This window comes from Streptomyces sp. NBC_00310 (assembly GCF_036208085.1).
In the GTDB taxonomy this organism is placed as follows: Bacteria; Actinomycetota; Actinomycetes; order Streptomycetales; family Streptomycetaceae; genus Streptomyces.
This window is the reverse complement of the sequence record NZ_CP130714.1, coordinates 6,218,383-6,236,482: the sequence shown is the minus strand read 5'-3', so window position 1 is coordinate 6,236,482 and position 18,100 is coordinate 6,218,383. Positions and strand designations below refer to the sequence as shown.

Here is an 18,100-nt window from a genome sequence, read left to right as displayed (position 1 = left end):
GTGGAAGTGACTCAAGATTCGCGTGACGCCGGTTAGGGGCCGTGCAGTGGACGTACAGGCCCGGGGCAAGGTTCGTACAAGGTGTCCCGGAGGGTGGGCGGGGCGGGGTCAGGGCGCTTCGTCCGGAGGGGGCCCGGCAACGAGCCGACGCACGTTCCTGCCGAGTTTCGAGTTGCCGAGCGAACGCAGGGCGTCGTCGCTCACGCCGGCCGCCAGTTCCTCGGCGCGTTCGTCCTCCCCGGCCCCGCGCAGCAGCACGACCTGGTAGGCGCGGACGAGGAGGGTCACGGGCGAGGTGACGCCCAGCTGACGGCGGGACAGCGCGACGGCGGCTTCGGCCAGGGCGACGGCCCGCTGGGAGTCACCTTCCTCGGCTGCGGTGCGGGCCAGAGCCAGCACCTGCACGGGGTCTTCCGGATCGTGGTCCGGGGACCCGCTGAGGGACCAGACCGCGTGTCCTGCCCCGTCGGCGGAGGAGTTGGTCGTCGGCGTCGCGCGGGGCACCCCGCGCGCGTCATCCGCACGCGATCGGTCCTCGCCCAGGGCACGCTCCGCCTCCCGGGCGTGCGCGAAGGTCGCCCCGAGAGCGCGCGTCTGTTCGTCCGCCTCCGCCAGCGTGCCGGCCAGATTGCTCCGCGCTCCGACCGTGTCCTGGTGGTCGGGGCCGAAGAGACGCTCGCAGTCGGCCAACGTCCGGATCCTCAGTTCCAGGGCCCGGTCGACGTTCCCGGTCATCAAGCAGACCTCGGCCAGGGCCTCCCGCGCGATCCTGGTCTCTTCGTCGTCCGGTCCGTTGGCGTGCAGCGCGGCGCCGAGCGCCCGCTCGCACAGCGCCACGGCGCGCGGACCGGGTTCGCTCAGCGCGAGCAGCATGCCGGCTCTGGCGAAGAGCATCGCGGTGTCCGCCGTGTCCCGCTCCGCCGGATACCGCGCGGCCAAAGCCTCCACATGCGTCGCCCAGACCCGTCTCCCGGGTCCGAGCAGGCCCCTCATGTCGCGCTCGTCGACTGCCTGATCCCACCGGGACGCGGCCAGGTTCAGCAGTTGGACGGCGACCCGGCGCCCCCCGGCGGTCTGGGCCTCCACCCGGTGCGGATCCCCGGGATCCGTCGTGCGGGTCACCGCCTGCACCAGTCGGTGCACCGAGATCGTCCCGTCCCCCAGGGTGATCATGCTGTGTGCGGCCAGCCGCCGGATCGCCTCGGTGGCGTCCAGCGGGTCGCCGGGCAGCTCGACGTACTCGCGGGGGATCCCTTCCGAACCCCACCAGGAGAGGATCTGCAGCAGCATCGCCACCCTCGGCGTGTCCGCGAGCCGGTCGAGGGTCACCCGCCAGACCCGTGCGAGGGTCCGCTGCGCGTCACCGCCCTCCGGGCCGGTGGCGTACAGGGTCGCCGGGCGCCGGGCGAGGAGACCCAGGTACGTCCGGGGCGTGATCCCCGCCTCGCGGCAGTACGCGGCGGCCTGGTCGATCGCCAGCGGCAGACAGCCCAGTTCGGCGCACAACTCCTCGACCCCGTCGGCCGGTCCGGCGTGGATGCGGGTGAACAGCTCCACGGCCTCGTCGAGTCGCAGAACATCCAGGTCCAGCGTCCGCCCGATCCCGCGCCAACTTGTCGCTCCCCGGCGGGTGGTGACGAGGAACCGGCCGTTCGCCGCCCGCGCGAGCAGCGGCTCGATGTCGGCGGGGTCGTCGACGTTGTCGAGGACGAGGAGCCAGCCGCCATGGGCGGACAGCCACTGGAGCGTACGTTCCCGGAGGGCGGCCTCCGGGAGCGTGCCGGCCAGCGCGGGCGTCAGGGCCCGGCCGAGGTCGGCGAGGCCCGCGTCCAGCTGGGCCGGGGACTCGGCGGCGATCCACCAGACGGGGTTGACGTCGACGCCCCGACCTGCGGCCCACTCCACCGCCAGGGTGGACTTTCCGACGCCACCGAGCCCGTGCACGGCGTGCACCACGACCCCGCCGGGCGCCTCGAACGCCTCTTCCAGCAGGGCGAGTTCACGTTCCCGCCCGACGAACTGCACGGTCCGCCGGGGCAGATACCGCACCGGCCCGGTCACCGCTCCGGGTGCGAGCGCCTCGGCGGGCAGTACGTTCGCCCGCTCGACCTGCGTGACGAAGTCCCCGGTGGCCACCTGCCGGATGTCCCGCCCGGCCGCGACGGCCCGCTCCCCCGAGGCCTCGACCGAACGCCCGCCGGACGCCTCCCCCGCCGATCCACCACTCACCGTTCGCCCCCGTCCGCGCGCGCGACCCGTGGGTCACATCATGACGGCTGTGGCGCGGCGAGTGGAGGTGCCGGGACGCCCGGACGGGACGAGGCGGCTCGGTCCACGTACTCCGGCACGTACCCCGGCATCGGCCCGTCCGCTTCACATTCCGCGCGACATCCACGGCGCGCCGGAGCCGATACACCCCGGCGTGCATCACCTCGGTCACCATCGAGCCTGGCCCGCCCCTCGCCGGGTGTGCGGCGGTTCGGGTCGGCCGCGAGGGGCATGTGGACGGTGACCCACGTCGGCACCCCGACCCTCGACGGCGACACCATTCCACCGCACCGGAACTCCGAACCGACCCCGCAAACTCCGTACCTGGCCCCTGAGTTGCTGCTGACCGCCGTGCGCACGGCTCAAGCCGACCGAGAGGAACCCCACCGTGAGTGAAGTGCGACTGACCGAGACCTTCCCCAGTGCGTCGGGGGACGTGCGGTGGGGCAGCCTCGGGGATCCCGGACTGGATCCGGTCGTCCTCCTCCACGGCACGCCCTTCTCGTCGTACGTCTGGCGGGGCGTCGCCAGCGCACTGGTCGGCACCGGCCGGTACCAGGTCTTCGTGTGGGACATGCCCGGCTACGGCGAGTCGGACATGCACACCGGTCAGGACGTCTCCCTGGCCGCCCAGGGCCGGGTCTTCGCCGAGCTGCTGAAGCACTGGGCTCTGGAGGAACCCCTGGTGGTGGCCCATGACTTCGGCGGGGCCGTGTCGCTGCGGGCGCATCTGCTGCACGGGGCCCGGTACCGCGCGCTCGCCCTCGTCGACCCGGTGGCGCTGGCTCCGTGGGGGTCCCCGTCCTTCCGGTTGCTCGGTCGGCACGCCGAGGTCTTCGAACAGCTGCCGCCCGCGCTGCACCGGGCCCTGGTGCGTGAGTACGTGGGTTCCGCGAGCAGCCCCGGGCTGCAGCCGGCGGTCCTCGACCGGCTCGTACAGCCGTGGCTCGGCGAACACGGGCAGCCCGCCTTCTACCGGCAGATCGCCCAGGCGGACCAGGCCCACACCGACGAGATCCAGGACCGGTACGGGGAGATCGGCATCCCGGCGCTGGTGTGCTGGGGCGAGGACGACGGCTGGATTCCGCTGGCCAAGGGGCGGGAGCTCGCCGAACGCATCCCGGACGCCCGATTCGAGCCGATCGCCGGTGCGGGGCACCTCGTCCAGGAGGACGCGCCCGCCGAACTCACGGCCCTGCTCCTGGACTTCCTGCGGGCGAAGACTGACTAGAGGGTCCCCAGAGCCGGTGCGAAGGCGATGAGGAGGGGGAGGAGGGCCAGGAGCGCGGCGGCCGTCGTGGTGGCGGCGCGGCGGGCGCGGTCCAGGCGCGGCGGCGGTTCCAGCAGCCGCTCCACCCGGTCGCCCAGCAGACGGCGGGTGTTGGAGCAGCTCAACACGCCCCGGTGCTGGTTGAGTTCGATGAGGGCGAGGGCCGTGGTGAGGTGGCCGCAGCGGCGGGACGCCGTGTCGTCGGCGGCCAGTTCGACCAGCCGGTGGGTCTGGTCGGCGAAGTGCGCGAAGAGGGGGACGCGCGGGAAGCCCGTGGCGAGGGCGGTGGAGAGGTGGAGCAGCCAGTCGTGACGGGCGCGGGCGTGACCGAGTTCGTGGGCGAGCACGGCGTCCAGCTGGCGATCACTCAGCTTGCCCAACGCGCCTGTGGTGACGACCAGTTGGGGCGGCGAGCCCGGCATCAGCCACGCGTCCGGGTACTCGTCCTCCAGGACCAGCAACGGGCCCTTCGCCTGCGGCAGGCCCGCCGGGAGGTCGGGGGCGCGCTCCCGCAGATGCGCGCGGCGGACGTGACGGCGACGCCGGGCCTCGACCAGCTCCCGGGCGAGCATCGCGCCGCTCCACGCCGCCCCACAGGCCAGCGCCAGCGTCAGTACGGCCGTCCAGGGCGGCGCGGCCGTGAGGTCGTACGCGGCGGTCACGGCCGGGGGCGCCGGGGCGAAGGCGTGCGTACGCACCGTCTCGAAGACCGCCGCCGCGCCCAGCAGCAGCGCCGCGAGGCAGCTCAGCAGCGCCGCCGCCACCAGGCACTGCCACGCCCACAGCGCGACCACGGGTTCCCGCTCGGGCCACACCGCCTTCAGCAGGGCGCGGGGGCCCAGCACTGCGGCGGTCAGGGCCACGGCGGCGAGAAGGAGCAGGAGAACGGTCACGTCAATGGGTCCGGTTCCTGTCGGGGGGGCGAGGGCGTGCGGGTCGCTGACGTACGTATGCGTATGCGGCTACGGCCTCCGCAGCCGAGAGGACACGCTACCCGGGAACACGGCGGATGCCATCGGCGGAAGCAAGCCGTGAGCGAAGCGTCACGGACCCGGTGACGGACCCGGTGACGGACCCGGTGTTCGGAGCGGATCGCTCAGCGACCTGCGCACCGGCTGGGGTAGGCGGGGGTCTTCGACCAGGCGCTCCCACTCCTCACGGCGCCGATCCAGAAGTACCCGAGCCTGGGCGGCCTGTCCGCTCTCCAGCAGACCCCTCGGTCTCCGCCCTGATCCACCGAACGGGGTTGTACGCGTGCGCCCGCTCCGAGGCCCCATGAGCGGCCAGGGTCGACTTGCCGATGTCGGCCGACGAACATCGGAGCCGCGTGGTCCCCGGTGAACCGTGCCGATCGACCCGCTCGCCGCGATCGGTCTCTCGCCCGACGACTCCGCCGTCGCCCCCGTGTCCGCGCCCGTCAGGTGCCCGTGGACGCCGAACCGATGTCACCGCCCGCCGCGATGGAGCCGTGGCCGGAGGCGGTCACGTTCGTGCCGGGGCCGGGGCCGGGAGCGGCGGACGGGGCGGTCTGCGAGGTCTGCGGTGGCGCGGCGGGCGGGGCCGTGCCCCCGGTGGAGGCCGAGGCGATGTTGCCACCGGCCGCGATGGCGCCCTGACCGGAGGCGGCCACACGGTTGCCGGGGGCGCCCGGGTCGGGGGCCGGAGCGGGAACCGGGGCCGGGGCTGGGGCCGGGGGCACGGTGGAGGCACCGCCGGTCGACGCGCTGTCGATGTTGCCGCCCGCGGCGATCGCCCCGGCGCCGGATGCGTCGACGTTCCGCGCGGGCGGCGTGGGCGGCGTGGGGGCGGGGGGCGTCGACGGCGACGAGCCGCCGAACTGCGCGATGGCGGCGAGCATGAACCCGATGACACCGACGGACCCTCCCGCCACGCTCGCGATCTGATCGGCCGATCCCAGGTCGACGAAGGCGAACCCGACCAGCGAGACCACACCCAGCCCGGCGATCGCAAGACCGGCCCATGCCCATGGCTTCAGTGTCATGGGGGAATTATGGCGTGCACCTGGGACGTATGGGCGGGAAAGGTCCAAGTCGGTACCCGGCAGGGCCGGTCGCTACCGGCCCGGGGGCGGGGGCCCGGCGGATTCGTGAGGCCCGGAAGGCCCAGGCGGGTCAAGAGGCTCGGGACGTTCGTCCACGCCCGCCTCCAGGACGGCCGGGGCATCCAGCCCGGCGGTCAGCATGGTCACCACGGGGTGGTCGTCGTCCAGAGTGGCAGTCGACCGACTCGGCCGGAGGGCACGCGTGCGGCGCCAGCACGCCGACGCTGTTGATGTGCAGGCCCACCGAACCGGCACCGGTGAACGCCTGCGCGATGTTTCCACCGGCGGCGATGGCATCCGCGCCGGAGGCTTCCACGCCGGGGCGACCCTCGAACAAGGCACTCATACGTCACATGATGACCGCCCGTGGCGTAAACCGTCATGCGTACGGCGGGAGTTGGACGCGCCGCGCTCTCGTGCCCGCCCCCGCCGCGCGACGTGTCCCGCCGTGAGAGCCGCACCTCGCCGTGAAGCGTGAAGCGTGAAGCGTGCCCGTGCCCCGTCGCACGGACGGTGAGCGGCTACTTCACCTTCCGCAGGCCCAGCGGGCCCGCGATCTCCTCCTCCATGACCGCGCCCGCCTCGAACTCCAGGGTCTCGTCGCCCATCATTTCCTGGTCGGTGTCGAGACCGTCCAGCTCGGCGAGGGGCTGGTTGAGACGGACGTGGGCGACCAGGGACTGAAGGGCCCTGAGCGTCGCCGAGGCCGTGGAGCCCCAGTTGGAGAAGTAGGAGAACTGCCACCACCAGAGGGCCTCGCTGGTGCGGCCCGCGCGGTAGTGGGCCATACCGTGACGGAGGTCGGCGATGACGTCGGCGAGGTCGTCGGAGATACGGGCCGGGACCGGCGCCTTGCGGGGCTCGTAGGGGTCGAAGACCTCGGAGTAGACGTCGACCGGGTCGAGCATGACGGCGAGGCGCTCGCGCAGCTCGTCGACGTCCGGCTCGGGGCCCGGGTCGGGCTCGTAGCGCTCGTCCGGCACGATGTCCTCGTGCGCGCCGAGCCGGCCGCCGGCCAGGAGCAGCTGGGAGACCTCCAGGAGGAGGAAAGGGACGGCCGAGTCAGGCTCGTCGCCCTTGGCCACCTCGGTGACGGCGACCAGGAAGCTCTCGATCTGGTCCGCGATCTGGACCGCGAAGTCGTCCGGGTTCAGGTCCGTCGCGTGCAGCGTGGCGTCAGACATCGAGCAATCGTCTCCCCTCGAAGGCGCGGCCGAGGGTCACCTCGTCCGCGTATTCCAGGTCGCCGCCCACCGGGAGGCCGCTGGCCAGGCGGGTGACCTTGAGGCCCATGGGTTTGATCATGCGGGCGAGGTACGTGGCCGTGGCCTCGCCTTCGAGATTCGGGTCCGTGGCCAGGATCAGCTCGGTGACCGTCCCGTCGGCCAGACGGGTCAGCAGCTCCCGTATCCGCAGGTCGTCCGGGCCGACGCCCTCGATCGGGCTGATCGCGCCGCCGAGGACGTGGTACCGGCCCCGGAATTCGCGAGTGCGTTCGATCGCCACGACGTCCTTCGGCTCCTCGACGACACAGATGACCGTCGGGTCGCGGCGCGGGTCGCGGCAGATGTTGCACAGCTCCTCCTGCGCGACATTGCCGCAGGTCGCGCAGAAACGGACCCTCGCCTTCACTTCGAGGAGGGTCTGCGCGAGCCGCCGTACGTCCGTCGGCTCCGCCTGCAGGATGTGGAAGGCGATCCGCTGCGCGCTCTTGGGACCGACGCCGGGCAACCGCCCCAGTTCGTCGATGAGGTCCTGGACCACGCCTTCGTACACGGACTGCCGTCCTTCCTGGTGTCTTTCAGTACGTACCGTAGTCGGCCGCCGCCGTTCCGAGGAAGGCGGTACGGGGCACGGATGGGCTCGGAGGGGGGTCGCGCGGGAGTCCGGAGGGGGTTACGGACGGCTTGCCGAGCGGCTTCAGAAGGGCAGGCCGGGGATGCCCGCGCCACCGCCGCCGAGGCCCTGGGCGAGGGGGCCCAGTTTCTGCTGCTGGAGGGTCTGGGCGTTCTCGTTGGCCGCCTGGACGGCCGCGACGACCAGGTCGGCGAGCGTCTCGGTGTCCTCCGGGTCCACCGCCTTGGGGTCGATCTTCAGGGCGCGCAGTTCTCCGGAGCCGGTGACGGTGGCCCGCACCAGGCCGCCGCCCGACTGACCGTCCACCTCCGTCTGCGCGAGCTCCTCCTGCGCCCTCGCCAGGTCCTGCTGCATCTTCTGAGCCTGCTGGAGCAGCTGCTGCATGTTGGGCTGGCCACCACCGGGGATCACGTTCAGCTCCTCGCACGAGTTCTCTCACGGACGTCGCCGTGGACGTTCTTTCGGTCGCCACGAGCCTACGTGGTCGGCACGGCCTGTGCCGCGCCACTCTTTCGAGTGAGCCGGCGGGAATTCGTATACCTGATCAAGGTCCTCTTCCAGGGGGAAAAGCGGTGAAAACGGGGTCTTCGCCACCCATTGGGAGGTAGGAAGGGTCCGGCCGCGTCGGGGTGCCTGTACGTGCCTGTGAGTGCCTGTACGTGTGTCTCGCACTGTCGTCAGCAGCGTCGTCAGTAGGGAGTGCCGGGTGAGCCAGCCGGAGATGCAGCCCGAGGGGGGACCCCAGGACGGGCGGGGTGAGGGGTCCGGGCTGTGGGCGGAGCCGTGGGCGGCGGTGACCGGGCCGTGGGTGGGGGATCTGGCCGGGCGGCCGTTTCCCCGGGGGGACTGGGGGGCGCCGGCGGAGCGGCTGGAGGAGCTGTACCACTGGGTGGAGCGGGCGGCTCTGGAGACCGCCGCGTGGTATCTCGCGGACCGGGTGTGGAAACGGCTGGCGGCCCGCGTGCTGCGGGTCGGGGCGGCGACGGGGGCGCTCGCCGGGGCCGCGCTGCCGTTGCTCGATCTCACCGGGGCGGTGGGCGGGGTGGCTCCCTGGGGGTATCTCGCGCTGCTGTCCTGCGTCGCGTGCGTCGCGGTGGACCGGTTCTTCGGCGTCACCTCCGGGTGGATGCGGGACGTCGCCACGGCCCAGGCGGTGCAGCGGCGGCTCCAGGTGCTGCGGTTCGACTGGGCGTCCGAGAGTGCGCGGGAGGTGCTGGGACCGGCGGAGGGGACGGCCGGGGAGGCCGCCGAGCGGTGCCTCGGGGTGCTGCGGCGGTTCTCCGAGGACATCACGGAGCTGGTGCGGGCGGAGACGGCGGACTGGATGGTGGAGTTCCGGACGGGCGCCGCACCGCTGGGTGCGCAGACGGGGGGTTCCGTCTCCCGGCCCGAGGGGAGCGCCAACGGGCGGGTGCCGATGCCGCCGGGGTCTCGACCGAACATGCCTCGTCAGCGGCCGCCGGAGGCTCGGTAGCCGCCGGGGGGTGCGGGGGGCCTTTTCTCGCCCCCGCCGCCCCTACCCGTTCCCATCCGGCGTTCCCATCCCCCAGGGGCGCTGGCCCTTCGACGCCCGGGGGTGTCATCGGGTGCGTTGTTCGGCTGCCGGTGGGTGGGGGCTCGCCCGCCTCGACAAGATCTACGCGGCCTTCCGGGAGCGGGGCGCGGTGCTGCTCACCGCGTGTCCGCCCGACCCCGGGGCGATGCTCGGCCTGCCCGGGGCGCTCGCCCGCCCCCTCGCCCGGCGACAGCGGGCCGTCAACACGGTCGTGCACGCTCTCTCCGAGCGTCACGGGGGCTGGTCGCGCAGTTCCCCGCGCCCCTGATAAGACAACACTCAGTCGGCCTTCGCGTACGTCACCGACTTCCCCGCCGAGTCGACCCGTCGCAGCTGTCCGTCGGGCAGGAGGGTGACGGTGGTGGCGGCGCCCGGGGAGCAGGAGGCGGCCGGTTCGCCGGTGGTGACGGTGGAGGGGCCGATCCGCAGGGGGCCGTCGTCGGCGGGCTCGTCCGTCAGCGCGGCCTCGAACACGCAGTGGTACGTGCCGCCGCCTTCGAGCGGGCCGTCCGCCGTGAGGGAGAGCACGGTGTCGCCGACCTCGCCCTGCTGGATGACGAGTTGCCGGGTGTCCGCGCCGTCGGAGCCGGCGAGGGTGGCGTTCCAGGTGCCGAGGAACGCCTCCGGGATCGTGCCGGCGTCGGGCGACTCGGTGGTCTCCTCCGGGGAGACCCCCGGGTCCGTCGGCCGGTCGGTCTCGGGCCCCGGCGTCGGAGGCGCGCTCGTCGCCGGCCCGCCCTTCGCGTCGTCCTCCTTACCGCCGTCGTCCCCCTTCTTCATCAGCGCGTACACCGAGCCGCCCGCCCCGAGCGCGACCACCAGCGCGACCACGACGAGGAGCACGGAGGAGCGCCGGCTCCCGCGCTGGTCCTCGGGCTGCCCGCCCGGGCCCGCCCCGGCCCCGTAGAGGGGATTCGGCCCGTACGGCGGCGTCGAGCCCAGGCCCGGCCCGGCGGCGGCGCCGGGTCCCTGCCCTCCCCCGTAGGGCCCCTCGTAGGGCCCCTGCCTGTACGCCCCGTACGGAGCCTGCGGCGCACCCTGTGGATAGCCGTAACCGGGGGCGGCGCCGGGCTGCTGCCCGTAGCCGTGGGCGGGTTGCTGGGTGTACTGCTGCGGGAAGCCGTACCCGGCGGGCGCCGGCCCGGGCGGGGCGGTCGGCGGAGGCGGCTGCGAGCCCGTCCCCGCGATCCGCGTCGGCATCCGGTCCAGGGGCGCGGCACCCGGCGCCCCCGGCGGAGGCGGTACGGCGCCCCCGGACGCGGCGGCCGGATGCTCGGGCGGGGACGCGGGGACGCCGGACGGGGCGCCCGAGCCACCGTACGGAGAATGGGGGGCGCCGAGCGGGTACACGGGCGGAGCCGACGGCGGACCTGCGGGAGCGGACCCCGCGGGAGCGGGCGGGGTCGCGGAAGCGGGCGCCGCCGGAGCCGAGGGCTGGTCCGCGGGACCGGACCGCGGCGCGACAGTGGGCCGGGCCGGTGCCGAGGAGGCCGCCGCGGCCGGCTGCCCGGCGGGACCGGACACCTCTGAGCGACCTGGATCCGCCGGACCTCCCGACCCACCGGGACCGCCCGACCCACCCGGGCCACCCGCGGCCGCCGCACCCGCCCCGGCCGCCGCACCCCCCGGAACCGCCGACCCGCCCCGACCTCCGGCAGCCGCCGAACCCCCTGCGGCCCCCGGGGCACCCGCCCCCGGCGCTCCCGCGCCCGCCGACTCCTCCGGATCCTCGGCGTCCAGCAACTGCACCGCGTGCCGCCCCAGTTGGGCCACGAGGGCACTCGGCAGCCACGGATCGCGCGACCGCCCCGCGAAGACCGTGTCCTCGGCGCCCGTGCGCTGGAGGATCTGGGCCAGGGTGGGGCGGGCGGCCGGGTCCTTCTTCAGGCAGTCGCGGACGATGTCGTAGAGGCCTTCGGGCAGCCCCTCCAGATCCGGTTCCTCCTGGGCGATGCGGAACATCAGGGCGTGGACGCCGGAGTGGGCGGCGCCGAAGGGGAGGTTGCCGGTGGCGGCGTAGGAGAGGACGGAGCCGAGGCAGAAGACGTCGCAGGCGGGGGTGATGCGGTCGCCGCGCACCTGCTCGGGGGCCATGAACCCGGGCGAACCGACGAGCGCGCCGGTGCGCGTGAGCCCGCCGTCCGTGACGGTCTCCAGCGCCCGCGCGATACCGAAGTCGATGACGCGCGGCCCGTCGATGGTCACCAGCACGTTGGAGGGCTTGAGGTCCCGGTGGATGAGCCCGGCCGCGTGGATGTCCTCCAGCGCGTGTGCGAGCCCCGCCGCGAGGATCCGTACGGACCGCTCGGGCAGCGCCCCGTGATCCCGCCCGACCACGGCCTGCAGCGACGGCCCGGCGACGTACCCGGTGGCGACCCACGGGATGGCCGCCTCGGTGTCCGCGTCCAGCACCGGCGCGGTCCAGTACCCGCCCACCTGCCGCGCGGCCTGCACCTCCTGCCGGAACCGCGCCCGGAACTCCTCCTGCTCCGCCAGTTCCTGCCGGACCAGTTTCACGGCGACGGTACGGCCCCGCTCGGACCGGGCCAGGTACACGTTCCCCATGCCGCCCGACCCCAGCCGCGCGAGCAGTCGGTACGCCCCGATGCGTTGCGGATCCCCCGGCCCGAGCTTCTCCATGGCCACCGTCCCCCGTCTCCCCCTGCATATGTGTACGCGTACGTACGGGTACGTCGCGTACGTGCGCAACGGACCGATCGTAGTGCGGCCGTACGGGGAGGCGGATGGAGCGGTGTCTACGGTTCCGTAACAGCGGCCGGTGCCGTGCCGGCCTCCGGATCCGCCGCGAGGTGGTCCAGAGCGCCCGACAGCGCCTGCTCGCGCGGTTCCCCGCGCCCCTGAAAGACACGGCCCCTGCGGGCCGAAAAGCCCGGGGCGCAGCCCCTGCTTTTCAGGGGCGCGGGGAACCGCGCGACCGGCCCCCACCGGACCCGCACCCGCCAGACCACACGCATCCCCGAGCTCGCAGGCGCCCCACGCAGCGGCGCAGCCCCTCGCGGGGGCGACACACTGTCGTGCCCGAGCGGTCCCGCGCATACAGGTCGCCCGTGCCCTCCCCCCACAGCCACCCCCTAGCCTCACTCCATGACCCCTCAGCCAAACCCCCAGGCCGGCGCCGCGGTGAAGGCCGCGGACCGTGCGCACGTGTTCCACTCCTGGTCCGCGCAGGAACTCATCGACCCGCTCGCCGTCGCCGGTGCGGAGGGCTCGTACTTCTGGGACTACGACGGCAACCGCTACCTCGACTTCTCCAGCGGCCTCGTCTACACGAACATCGGCTACCAGCACCCGAAGGTCGTCGCGGCGATCCAGGCGCAGGCGGCGACGATGACGACGTTCGCCCCGGCGTTCGCGATCGAGGCCCGCTCGGAGGCGGCCCGGCTGATCGCGGAGCGCACCCCCGGCGACCTGGACAAGATCTTCTTCACCAACGGCGGCGCCGACGCGGTCGAGCACGCCGTCCGCATGGCCCGGCTGCACACCGGCCGTCCCAAGGTGCTGGCCGCGTACCGCTCGTACCACGGCGGCACCCAGCAGGCCGTCAACCTCACGGGCGACCCGCGCCGCTGGGCCTCCGACACCGGCACGGCCGGGGTCGTGCGCTTCTGGGCGCCCTTCCTCTACCGGTCCCGCTTCCACGCGGAGACGCAGGAGCAGGAGTGCGCCCGCGCGCTGGAGCACCTGGAGACGACGATCACCTTCGAGGGGCCGTTGACGATCGCCGCGATCATCCTGGAGAGCGTCCCGGGCACGGCCGGGATCATGGTTCCGCCGCCGGGCTATCTGGCCGGGGTCCGGGAGCTCTGCGACAAGTACGGGATCGTCTTCGTCCTGGACGAGGTGATGGCGGGCTTCGGACGGACGGGCACCTGGTTCGCCGCCGACCTCTTCGACGTCGTGCCCGACCTGATGACCTTCGCCAAGGGCGTGAACTCCGGTTACGTCCCCCTCGGCGGCGTGGCCATCTCCCCGGCCATCGCCGAGACCTTCGCCCGGCGCCCCTACCCCGGCGGTCTCACGTACTCCGGCCACCCGCTGGCCTGCGCCGCCGCCGTCGCGACGATCGGCGTCATGGCGGAGGAGGGGGTCGTCGAGAACGCGGCCACCCTCGGCGCCTCGGTCATCGAGCCCGCCCTGCGCGAACTGGCCGAGCGGCACCCCTGCGTGGGCGAGGTGCGCGGCACGGGCATGTTCTGGGCGCTGGAGCTGGTGAAGGACAAGGAGACCCGCGAGCCCCTCGTCCCCTACAACGCGGCCGGCGAGGCCAACGCGCCCATGCTCGCCTTCGGCGCCGCCGCCAAGGCGAACGGTCTCTGGCCCTTCATCAACATGAACCGGACCCACGTCGTCCCCCCGTGCACCATCACGGAGGCCGAGGCCAAGGAGGGCCTCGCCGCCCTGGACGCGGCCCTGTCCGTCGCGGACGAACACACGGTATGAGGCCGTAGTCCTCCCCGTGCCCCCCGGTCCCCCCGCTATTTCCCCGCGTTTTCCCCGCGGGACCCGCCGCCGTGCCGAGCAGAAGGGCGAAAACCTCTCCGGAACCCGAACGCGTAAGGTGACGTGCTCGTAAGAGACATCGGAGAGCACGCACAGGATGCGTACGCGTACGCGGATGGGGGACCCAGACCACGATGCCCGGCACCGGCGGCGGCAATGGCGCCGTGACCCGCAGCACCCTGCGGCAGCAGCTCGCGGACGCGCTCCGTGACGAGGTGCTGGCCGGCAGACTCAAGCCGGGGCAGGAGTTCACGGTCAAGGAGATCGCCGAGCAGTACGGGGTCTCGGCGACGCCCGTGCGTGAGGCCCTGGTCGATCTGTCCGCGCAGGGGCTGCTGGACGCCGTGCAGCACCGGGGTTTCGAGGTCCACGCGTACTCGGTGGCCGACTACCGGAACATGGTCGAGGCCCGCGTCCTGGTCACCCACGGCATGTTCCGGCAGCTCGGCGACCGCAAGGTCGACCCCCGTACGGCCGCCGCGCTCGCCGGGGTCCGGCGGCGCGGCGAGGAGGCGCGGCGGGCCGCCACCGCCGGGGACCTGGACATCCTGATCGGCTACGACCTGCGGTTCTGGCGCGAGCTGAGCGCCCTGTTCGGCAACCCGTACCTCACCGACTTCCTGCACCGGCTGCGGGTGCAGGCCTGGGTGTGCGCGGTCCAGCACCTGCGCCAGGAGGACGACGCGGCCGACGATCTCAAGGGCCGGCTGTGGGCCGACCACACCGAGCTCGTCGACGCCCTCTCCCGCCGGGACGCGCAGACCGCGCAGGAGATCATCGCCGGTTACGACGAGCGGTCCCTGAGCCTGGTGGAACGCCTGGCGGACGGATGAGCACGACCCCGAAGGCGGGCGGCGCGAAGTTGAGCGTCGACCTCTCCGTCGTCGTCCCCGCCTACAACGAGGAGGACCGTCTCGCTCCGACGCTCGACGCGATCATCGATCACCTCGCGGCGACCGAGGCCGCCGCGCGCTGGGAGGTCATCGTCGTCGACGACGGGTCGACGGACGGTACGGCCGAGGTGGTGGCCGCCGTCACCGCCCGCGACGCCCGGGTCCAGCTCGTCTCCGGCGGGCCCCGCAACCGGGGCAAGGGCCACGCCCTGCGGCTCGGCGTCCTCGCCTCCCACGGCCGCCGGGTCCTGCTCACGGACGCCGATCTCGCCGCGCCCATCGACGAGTTGGAGCGGCTCGACAAGGCGCTGTCCGACGGGCACACGGCCGCGATCGGCTCGCGCGAGGCGCCCGGCGCGCACATCGAGCGCCATCAGCACCGGTTGCGCGAGGCGCTCGGGCGGGCGGGGAACTTCCTGATACGCGGGGTCGCGGTGCCCGGCATCCGCGACACCCAGTGCGGCTTCAAGCTGTTCGACGGCGACCGCGCCCGCGAGGCCTTCGCCGCCTCCCGCCTCAACGGGTTCGGCATCGACGTGGAGATACTGCGGTACTTCCGGCGCAGCGGCTGGCCCGTCGTCGAGGTCCCCGTCCGCTGGTCCCACCAGCCCGGCTCCAAGATCCGGCCGCACGACTACGCCCGGGTCCTGGGCGAACTCGCCGTCCTGCGGGCCCGGTCCGTCCGCCCCGCCGACGCCTTCGCCGTCACCTTCTTCCTGCTGATGTCGGTGGCCCTCCATATCGGCCGCTGGCTCGACCCGAACGGCCGCTACCTCCCCGACTCCCTCCAGGACCAGAACCAGTGGGAGTGGTTCTTCGCGGTCACGGCCGACAACCTCGTCCACCTCCGCAACCCGCTCTTCACCACCTTCCAGGGCTTCCCCGACGGCGTGAACCTGATGGCCAACACGGTCATGCTGGGCCTGTCGGTCCCCTTCGCGCCCGTCACGCTCGCCCTGGGACCGGCCGTCACACTCGCCCTCGTGATGACCCTGGGCCTCGCCGCCACGGCCGCCGCCTGGTACTGGCTGATCGTCAGAAGAGTGGTACGGCACCGGGGCGCGGCCTTCGCCGGAGCGGCCCTCGCGGCCTTCGCGCCGCCGATGGTCAGCCACGCCAACGCGCACCCGAACTTCGTCGTCCTGTTCATGATTCCGCTGATCGTCGACCGGGCGCTGCGCCTGTGCACGGGCGCCCGGACCCGGCGGGACGGGATCGTCCTCGGCCTGATGGCGGCCTACCAGATCTTCCTCGGCGAGGAACCACTCCTTCTCGCCGCGATGGGCATGCTGATGTTCGCCGCCGCCTACGGCCTCCTGCGCCGGGACGTGGCCCGCGACGTCTGGCGCCCGCTCCTCAGAGGGCTGGGCATCGCGACCCTCGTGACCCTCCCCCTGGTCGCCTTACCCCTCTCCTGGCAGTTCTTCGGCCCGCAGAGCTACGGGAACATCGCGCACGGCGACAACGCGGGCAACAGTCCGCTCGCCCTGCTGTCCTTCGCCGAGCGCTCGCTCCTCGCGGGCGACCACGACCGGGCGGAAGCGCTCTCCCTCAACCCCACCGAGCAGAACGCCTTCTACGGCTGGCCCCTGGTCCTCCTGGCCCTCGGCATCGTCGTACGCCTGTGGGAGCGCCCCCTGGTGAAGGCGCTCGCCGTCACCGCGTTCGGCGCGGCACTGCTCTCCCTCGGCCCGGAGTTCCGTCTTCCGCAGACGGACCTGGTGCTGCCCGGCCCGTGGGCGCTGCTCGCCGAGAAGCCGCTGTTCGAGTCGGTCATCGAGGGCCGGGTGGCGATGGTCTGCGCCCCGGTCCTCGGCATGCTGCTGGCGATCGCCTGCGAACGGCTCGCCGCCGTGCCGGGCCTCGGCACGCGGTACGTCGGCTTCATGGCCGTCACCCTCGCCCTGCTGCCGATCGTCCCGGCCCCGCTGAAGTCGGTGGAGCGCGCCGAGGTCCCGGCGTTCATCGCGGACGGCACGTGGAAGTCGTACATCAACACCGACACCGACACCGACACCGACACCGGGGTCGGGGCCGGCGAGACCCTGGTGCCCGTGCCGCTGCCGGACCCGGGCAACGCGGAGGCGCTGCGCTGGCAGACCACGGCCGGCTTCGGCTTCCGGATGCCCGGCGGCTACTTCAACGGCCCGTTCGGCGAGGACCGCGTCGGCATCTACGGCGCCGTCCCCCGCCACACCTCCAACCTGCTGCGTGACGTCCGCTACACCGGCAAGGTCCCGGTGATCGGCGTGAACTGGCGGGCCCAGGCCCAGAAGGACTTCGCGTACTGGCACGCGGGCGCCCTGGTCCTGCGTCCGCAGCCGTACGACCAGCAGTTGCGGGAGGCCGTGGACAAGCTGGTCGGGCGACCCGGTAAGTGGGTGGGCGGTGTGTGGGTATGGGACCTGCACGAGGGGGACTGAAGGCGCCCTCAGCGACTACGCTTCCCTGACCACTGTGTGCCGTACGCGAACGTATCCCTACCGTGCGTGTGCGTGCCGGATGACCGAGGAGTTCTCCTTTGGCCTGTGACCTCTGGCTGGTCCCGCTCGTCGACGTGCTGTGCCACACGCCCGACAACCCCTTCGCCGAGGAACTCGCGCTCTACAACAAGCTGCTGGGTGAGGCCGGGCTGCCACCGGTTCCGGTGTACCAGTACATGCCGGGGCTGACCGGGGAGGTCGCCCCGGTCGCGGGCTTCGACTACGACGCGCTGCACTTCCTGCGCCGGGCCTATCTGCTCCAGGTGTGCGGTCTGGAGGTGACCCCGGTGGACGCGCTGGGCGGCGACTACGAGCAGTTGCTGGAGATGTTCGAGGGCACGGCCCAGCAGTCGCACCTGGTCTGGCACTACGACCACGCGGGCGCCTACGTCCCCGTCGACTTCCCGCAGCCCCTCTCCAGCGACGAACTGCTCGCCGGGGGCGGCCCCCTGGGCTCCGCCCAAGGGCTGCTGAGGGAACTGGAGTTCGTGGCCCCGGCCATCGGCATCGACCCGGCGAACCCGCCGGCGCCCCCCGAAGCACCGGTCGCACCCACGGAGTTGGAGGAACCGGCCGTCCCGGCGCCCTACGATCCGAGCCCCTTCGCCCGCGAACGCCATGTCTGGCTGGGCCTGCACGCGGCGGCGACCCGAAGTCTGGCGCAGGGTTCGATGATCGTGTTCAGCTGAGGACCTTCGGCGCTCAGCGGCCCAGCGCCGAGAGGCCCTTCTGCAGCTCCTCGGGGTTCATGACCGGGGTGTAGGTGACGTCGGCGCCCATGTCGAGGAAGAACGGTTCGGCGATCACCGGCATCTGCGAGCTGTCCTGCATGTCGAAGACCATGTAACAGGTGCGCTGCCCGTTGTCGGTGGTGAAGTAGGCCGCCTCCGGCTTGATCTGCTCCATGGAGGCCTGCATCAGCTTCCCCAGGGTGCCGTTGCGGATGGCCTCGTTCGACTTCTCCGTGTCGAAGCGTGCTTTGAACAGAACGCGCATCGCACTCACCTTCCTCGGATCGTCCGATATGCGCAGATCGCGCACCCTCTCAGGATAGGCCCGGTGGTCGCGCTCGACCCGGCGAGCCCGACGCCCGGCACGGACCGGACCGGGCCGGGCACGCCTGCGCGCGCCCGGCCCGTTGTACGTTGCCCGTTTTGTACGGTGCCCGTTGTACGTCGCCACCTGTCCGAA

Annotated in this window: 14 protein-coding genes and 1 pseudogene; 7 read left to right on the top strand and 8 right to left on the bottom strand. The window is 73.0% G+C overall.

Annotation, left to right across the window (positions count from 1 at the left end):
- Positions 1 to 108: 108 nt before the first annotated feature.
- Entirely contained in the window at positions 109 to 2,229 is a 2,121-nt protein-coding gene (locus OG202_RS27380; protein ID WP_328223755.1) for a tetratricopeptide repeat protein, read from the bottom strand.
- A 427-nt stretch (positions 2,230 to 2,656) separates the two neighbouring features.
- Here OG202_RS27380 and OG202_RS27375 point away from each other — a divergent pair, with 427 nt between their 5' ends.
- Positions 2,657 to 3,499 (top strand): alpha/beta fold hydrolase, encoded by an 843-nt coding sequence (locus OG202_RS27375; protein ID WP_327728447.1) that lies wholly within the window; start codon positions 2,657 to 2,659, stop codon positions 3,497 to 3,499.
- On the opposite strand, the gene OG202_RS27370 is transcribed toward OG202_RS27375, so the two are convergent.
- The 5 genes from OG202_RS27370 to OG202_RS27350 all read right to left on the bottom strand — a co-directional run bounded on the left by OG202_RS27370 (position 3,496) and on the right by OG202_RS27350 (position 7,868).
- A complete protein-coding gene (locus tag OG202_RS27370; RefSeq protein WP_328223754.1) occupies positions 3,496 to 4,431 on the bottom strand; it encodes a M56 family metallopeptidase in 936 nt (311 codons plus the stop codon). The genes OG202_RS27375 and OG202_RS27370 overlap by 4 nt on opposite strands.
- A 524-nt stretch (positions 4,432 to 4,955) precedes the next feature.
- Positions 4,956 to 5,540: a hypothetical protein gene (locus OG202_RS27365; RefSeq protein WP_328223753.1), complete on the bottom strand. Its 585-nt coding sequence runs from the start codon at positions 5,538 to 5,540 to the stop codon at positions 4,956 to 4,958.
- 581 nt (positions 5,541 to 6,121) lie between these two features.
- Entirely contained in the window at positions 6,122 to 6,784 is a 663-nt protein-coding gene (locus OG202_RS27360) for a DUF5063 domain-containing protein (protein ID WP_327728450.1), read from the bottom strand.
- A complete protein-coding gene (recR, locus tag OG202_RS27355; RefSeq protein ID WP_326579680.1) occupies positions 6,777 to 7,376 on the bottom strand; it encodes a recombination mediator RecR in 600 nt (199 codons plus the stop codon). The genes OG202_RS27360 and recR overlap by 8 nt, the downstream gene beginning before the upstream one ends.
- 144 nt (positions 7,377 to 7,520) lie before the next feature.
- Positions 7,521 to 7,868 (bottom strand): YbaB/EbfC family nucleoid-associated protein, encoded by a 348-nt coding sequence (locus OG202_RS27350; RefSeq protein WP_326579682.1) that lies wholly within the window; start codon positions 7,866 to 7,868, stop codon positions 7,521 to 7,523.
- 295 nt (positions 7,869 to 8,163) lie between these two features.
- On the opposite strand from OG202_RS27350, the gene OG202_RS27345 reads away from it, so the two are divergent.
- Together OG202_RS27345 and OG202_RS27340 are read left to right on the top strand one after the other, a co-directional pair.
- On the top strand, positions 8,164 to 8,931 hold the full coding sequence (locus OG202_RS27345; RefSeq protein ID WP_327728451.1) for an SLATT domain-containing protein: 768 nt from the start codon (positions 8,164 to 8,166) through the stop codon (positions 8,929 to 8,931).
- 145 nt (positions 8,932 to 9,076) lie between these two features.
- Positions 9,077 to 9,250 (top strand): annotated as a pseudogene (locus OG202_RS27340) (SGNH/GDSL hydrolase family protein); the annotation flags it as partial.
- Positions 9,251 to 9,291: 41 nt separating this feature from the next.
- On the opposite strand, the gene OG202_RS27335 reads toward OG202_RS27340, so the two are convergent.
- Positions 9,292 to 11,652 (bottom strand): serine/threonine-protein kinase, encoded by a 2,361-nt coding sequence (locus OG202_RS27335; RefSeq protein ID WP_328223752.1) that lies wholly within the window; start codon positions 11,650 to 11,652, stop codon positions 9,292 to 9,294.
- A 465-nt stretch (positions 11,653 to 12,117) separates the two neighbouring features.
- Here OG202_RS27335 and OG202_RS27330 point away from each other — a divergent pair, with 465 nt between their 5' ends.
- The 4 genes from OG202_RS27330 to OG202_RS27315 all read left to right on the top strand — a co-directional run bounded on the left by OG202_RS27330 (position 12,118) and on the right by OG202_RS27315 (position 17,598).
- Positions 12,118 to 13,473 (top strand): aspartate aminotransferase family protein, encoded by a 1,356-nt coding sequence (locus OG202_RS27330; RefSeq protein ID WP_328223751.1) that lies wholly within the window; start codon positions 12,118 to 12,120, stop codon positions 13,471 to 13,473.
- A gap of 194 nt (positions 13,474 to 13,667) precedes the next feature.
- Positions 13,668 to 14,366: a GntR family transcriptional regulator gene (locus OG202_RS27325; protein ID WP_326579690.1), complete on the top strand. Its 699-nt coding sequence runs from the start codon at positions 13,668 to 13,670 to the stop codon at positions 14,364 to 14,366.
- The gene (locus OG202_RS27320) at positions 14,363 to 16,849 is read left to right on the top strand and encodes a dolichyl-phosphate beta-glucosyltransferase (protein ID WP_328223750.1); all 2,487 of its coding nucleotides are present in this window, start codon (positions 14,363 to 14,365) and stop codon (positions 16,847 to 16,849) included. Before OG202_RS27325 ends, OG202_RS27320 begins: the two co-directional genes overlap by 4 nt.
- A 98-nt stretch (positions 16,850 to 16,947) precedes the next feature.
- Complete coding sequence (locus OG202_RS27315; RefSeq protein WP_326579693.1) at positions 16,948 to 17,598, top strand: hypothetical protein; 651 nt, start codon at positions 16,948 to 16,950, stop codon at positions 17,596 to 17,598.
- Between the two features lie 13 nt (positions 17,599 to 17,611).
- Here the strand turns inward: OG202_RS27315 and OG202_RS27310 are convergent, their stop codons facing one another.
- Complete coding sequence (locus OG202_RS27310) at positions 17,612 to 17,905, bottom strand: DUF3303 family protein (protein WP_326579694.1); 294 nt, start codon at positions 17,903 to 17,905, stop codon at positions 17,612 to 17,614.
- Positions 17,906 to 18,100 lie beyond the last annotated feature (195 nt).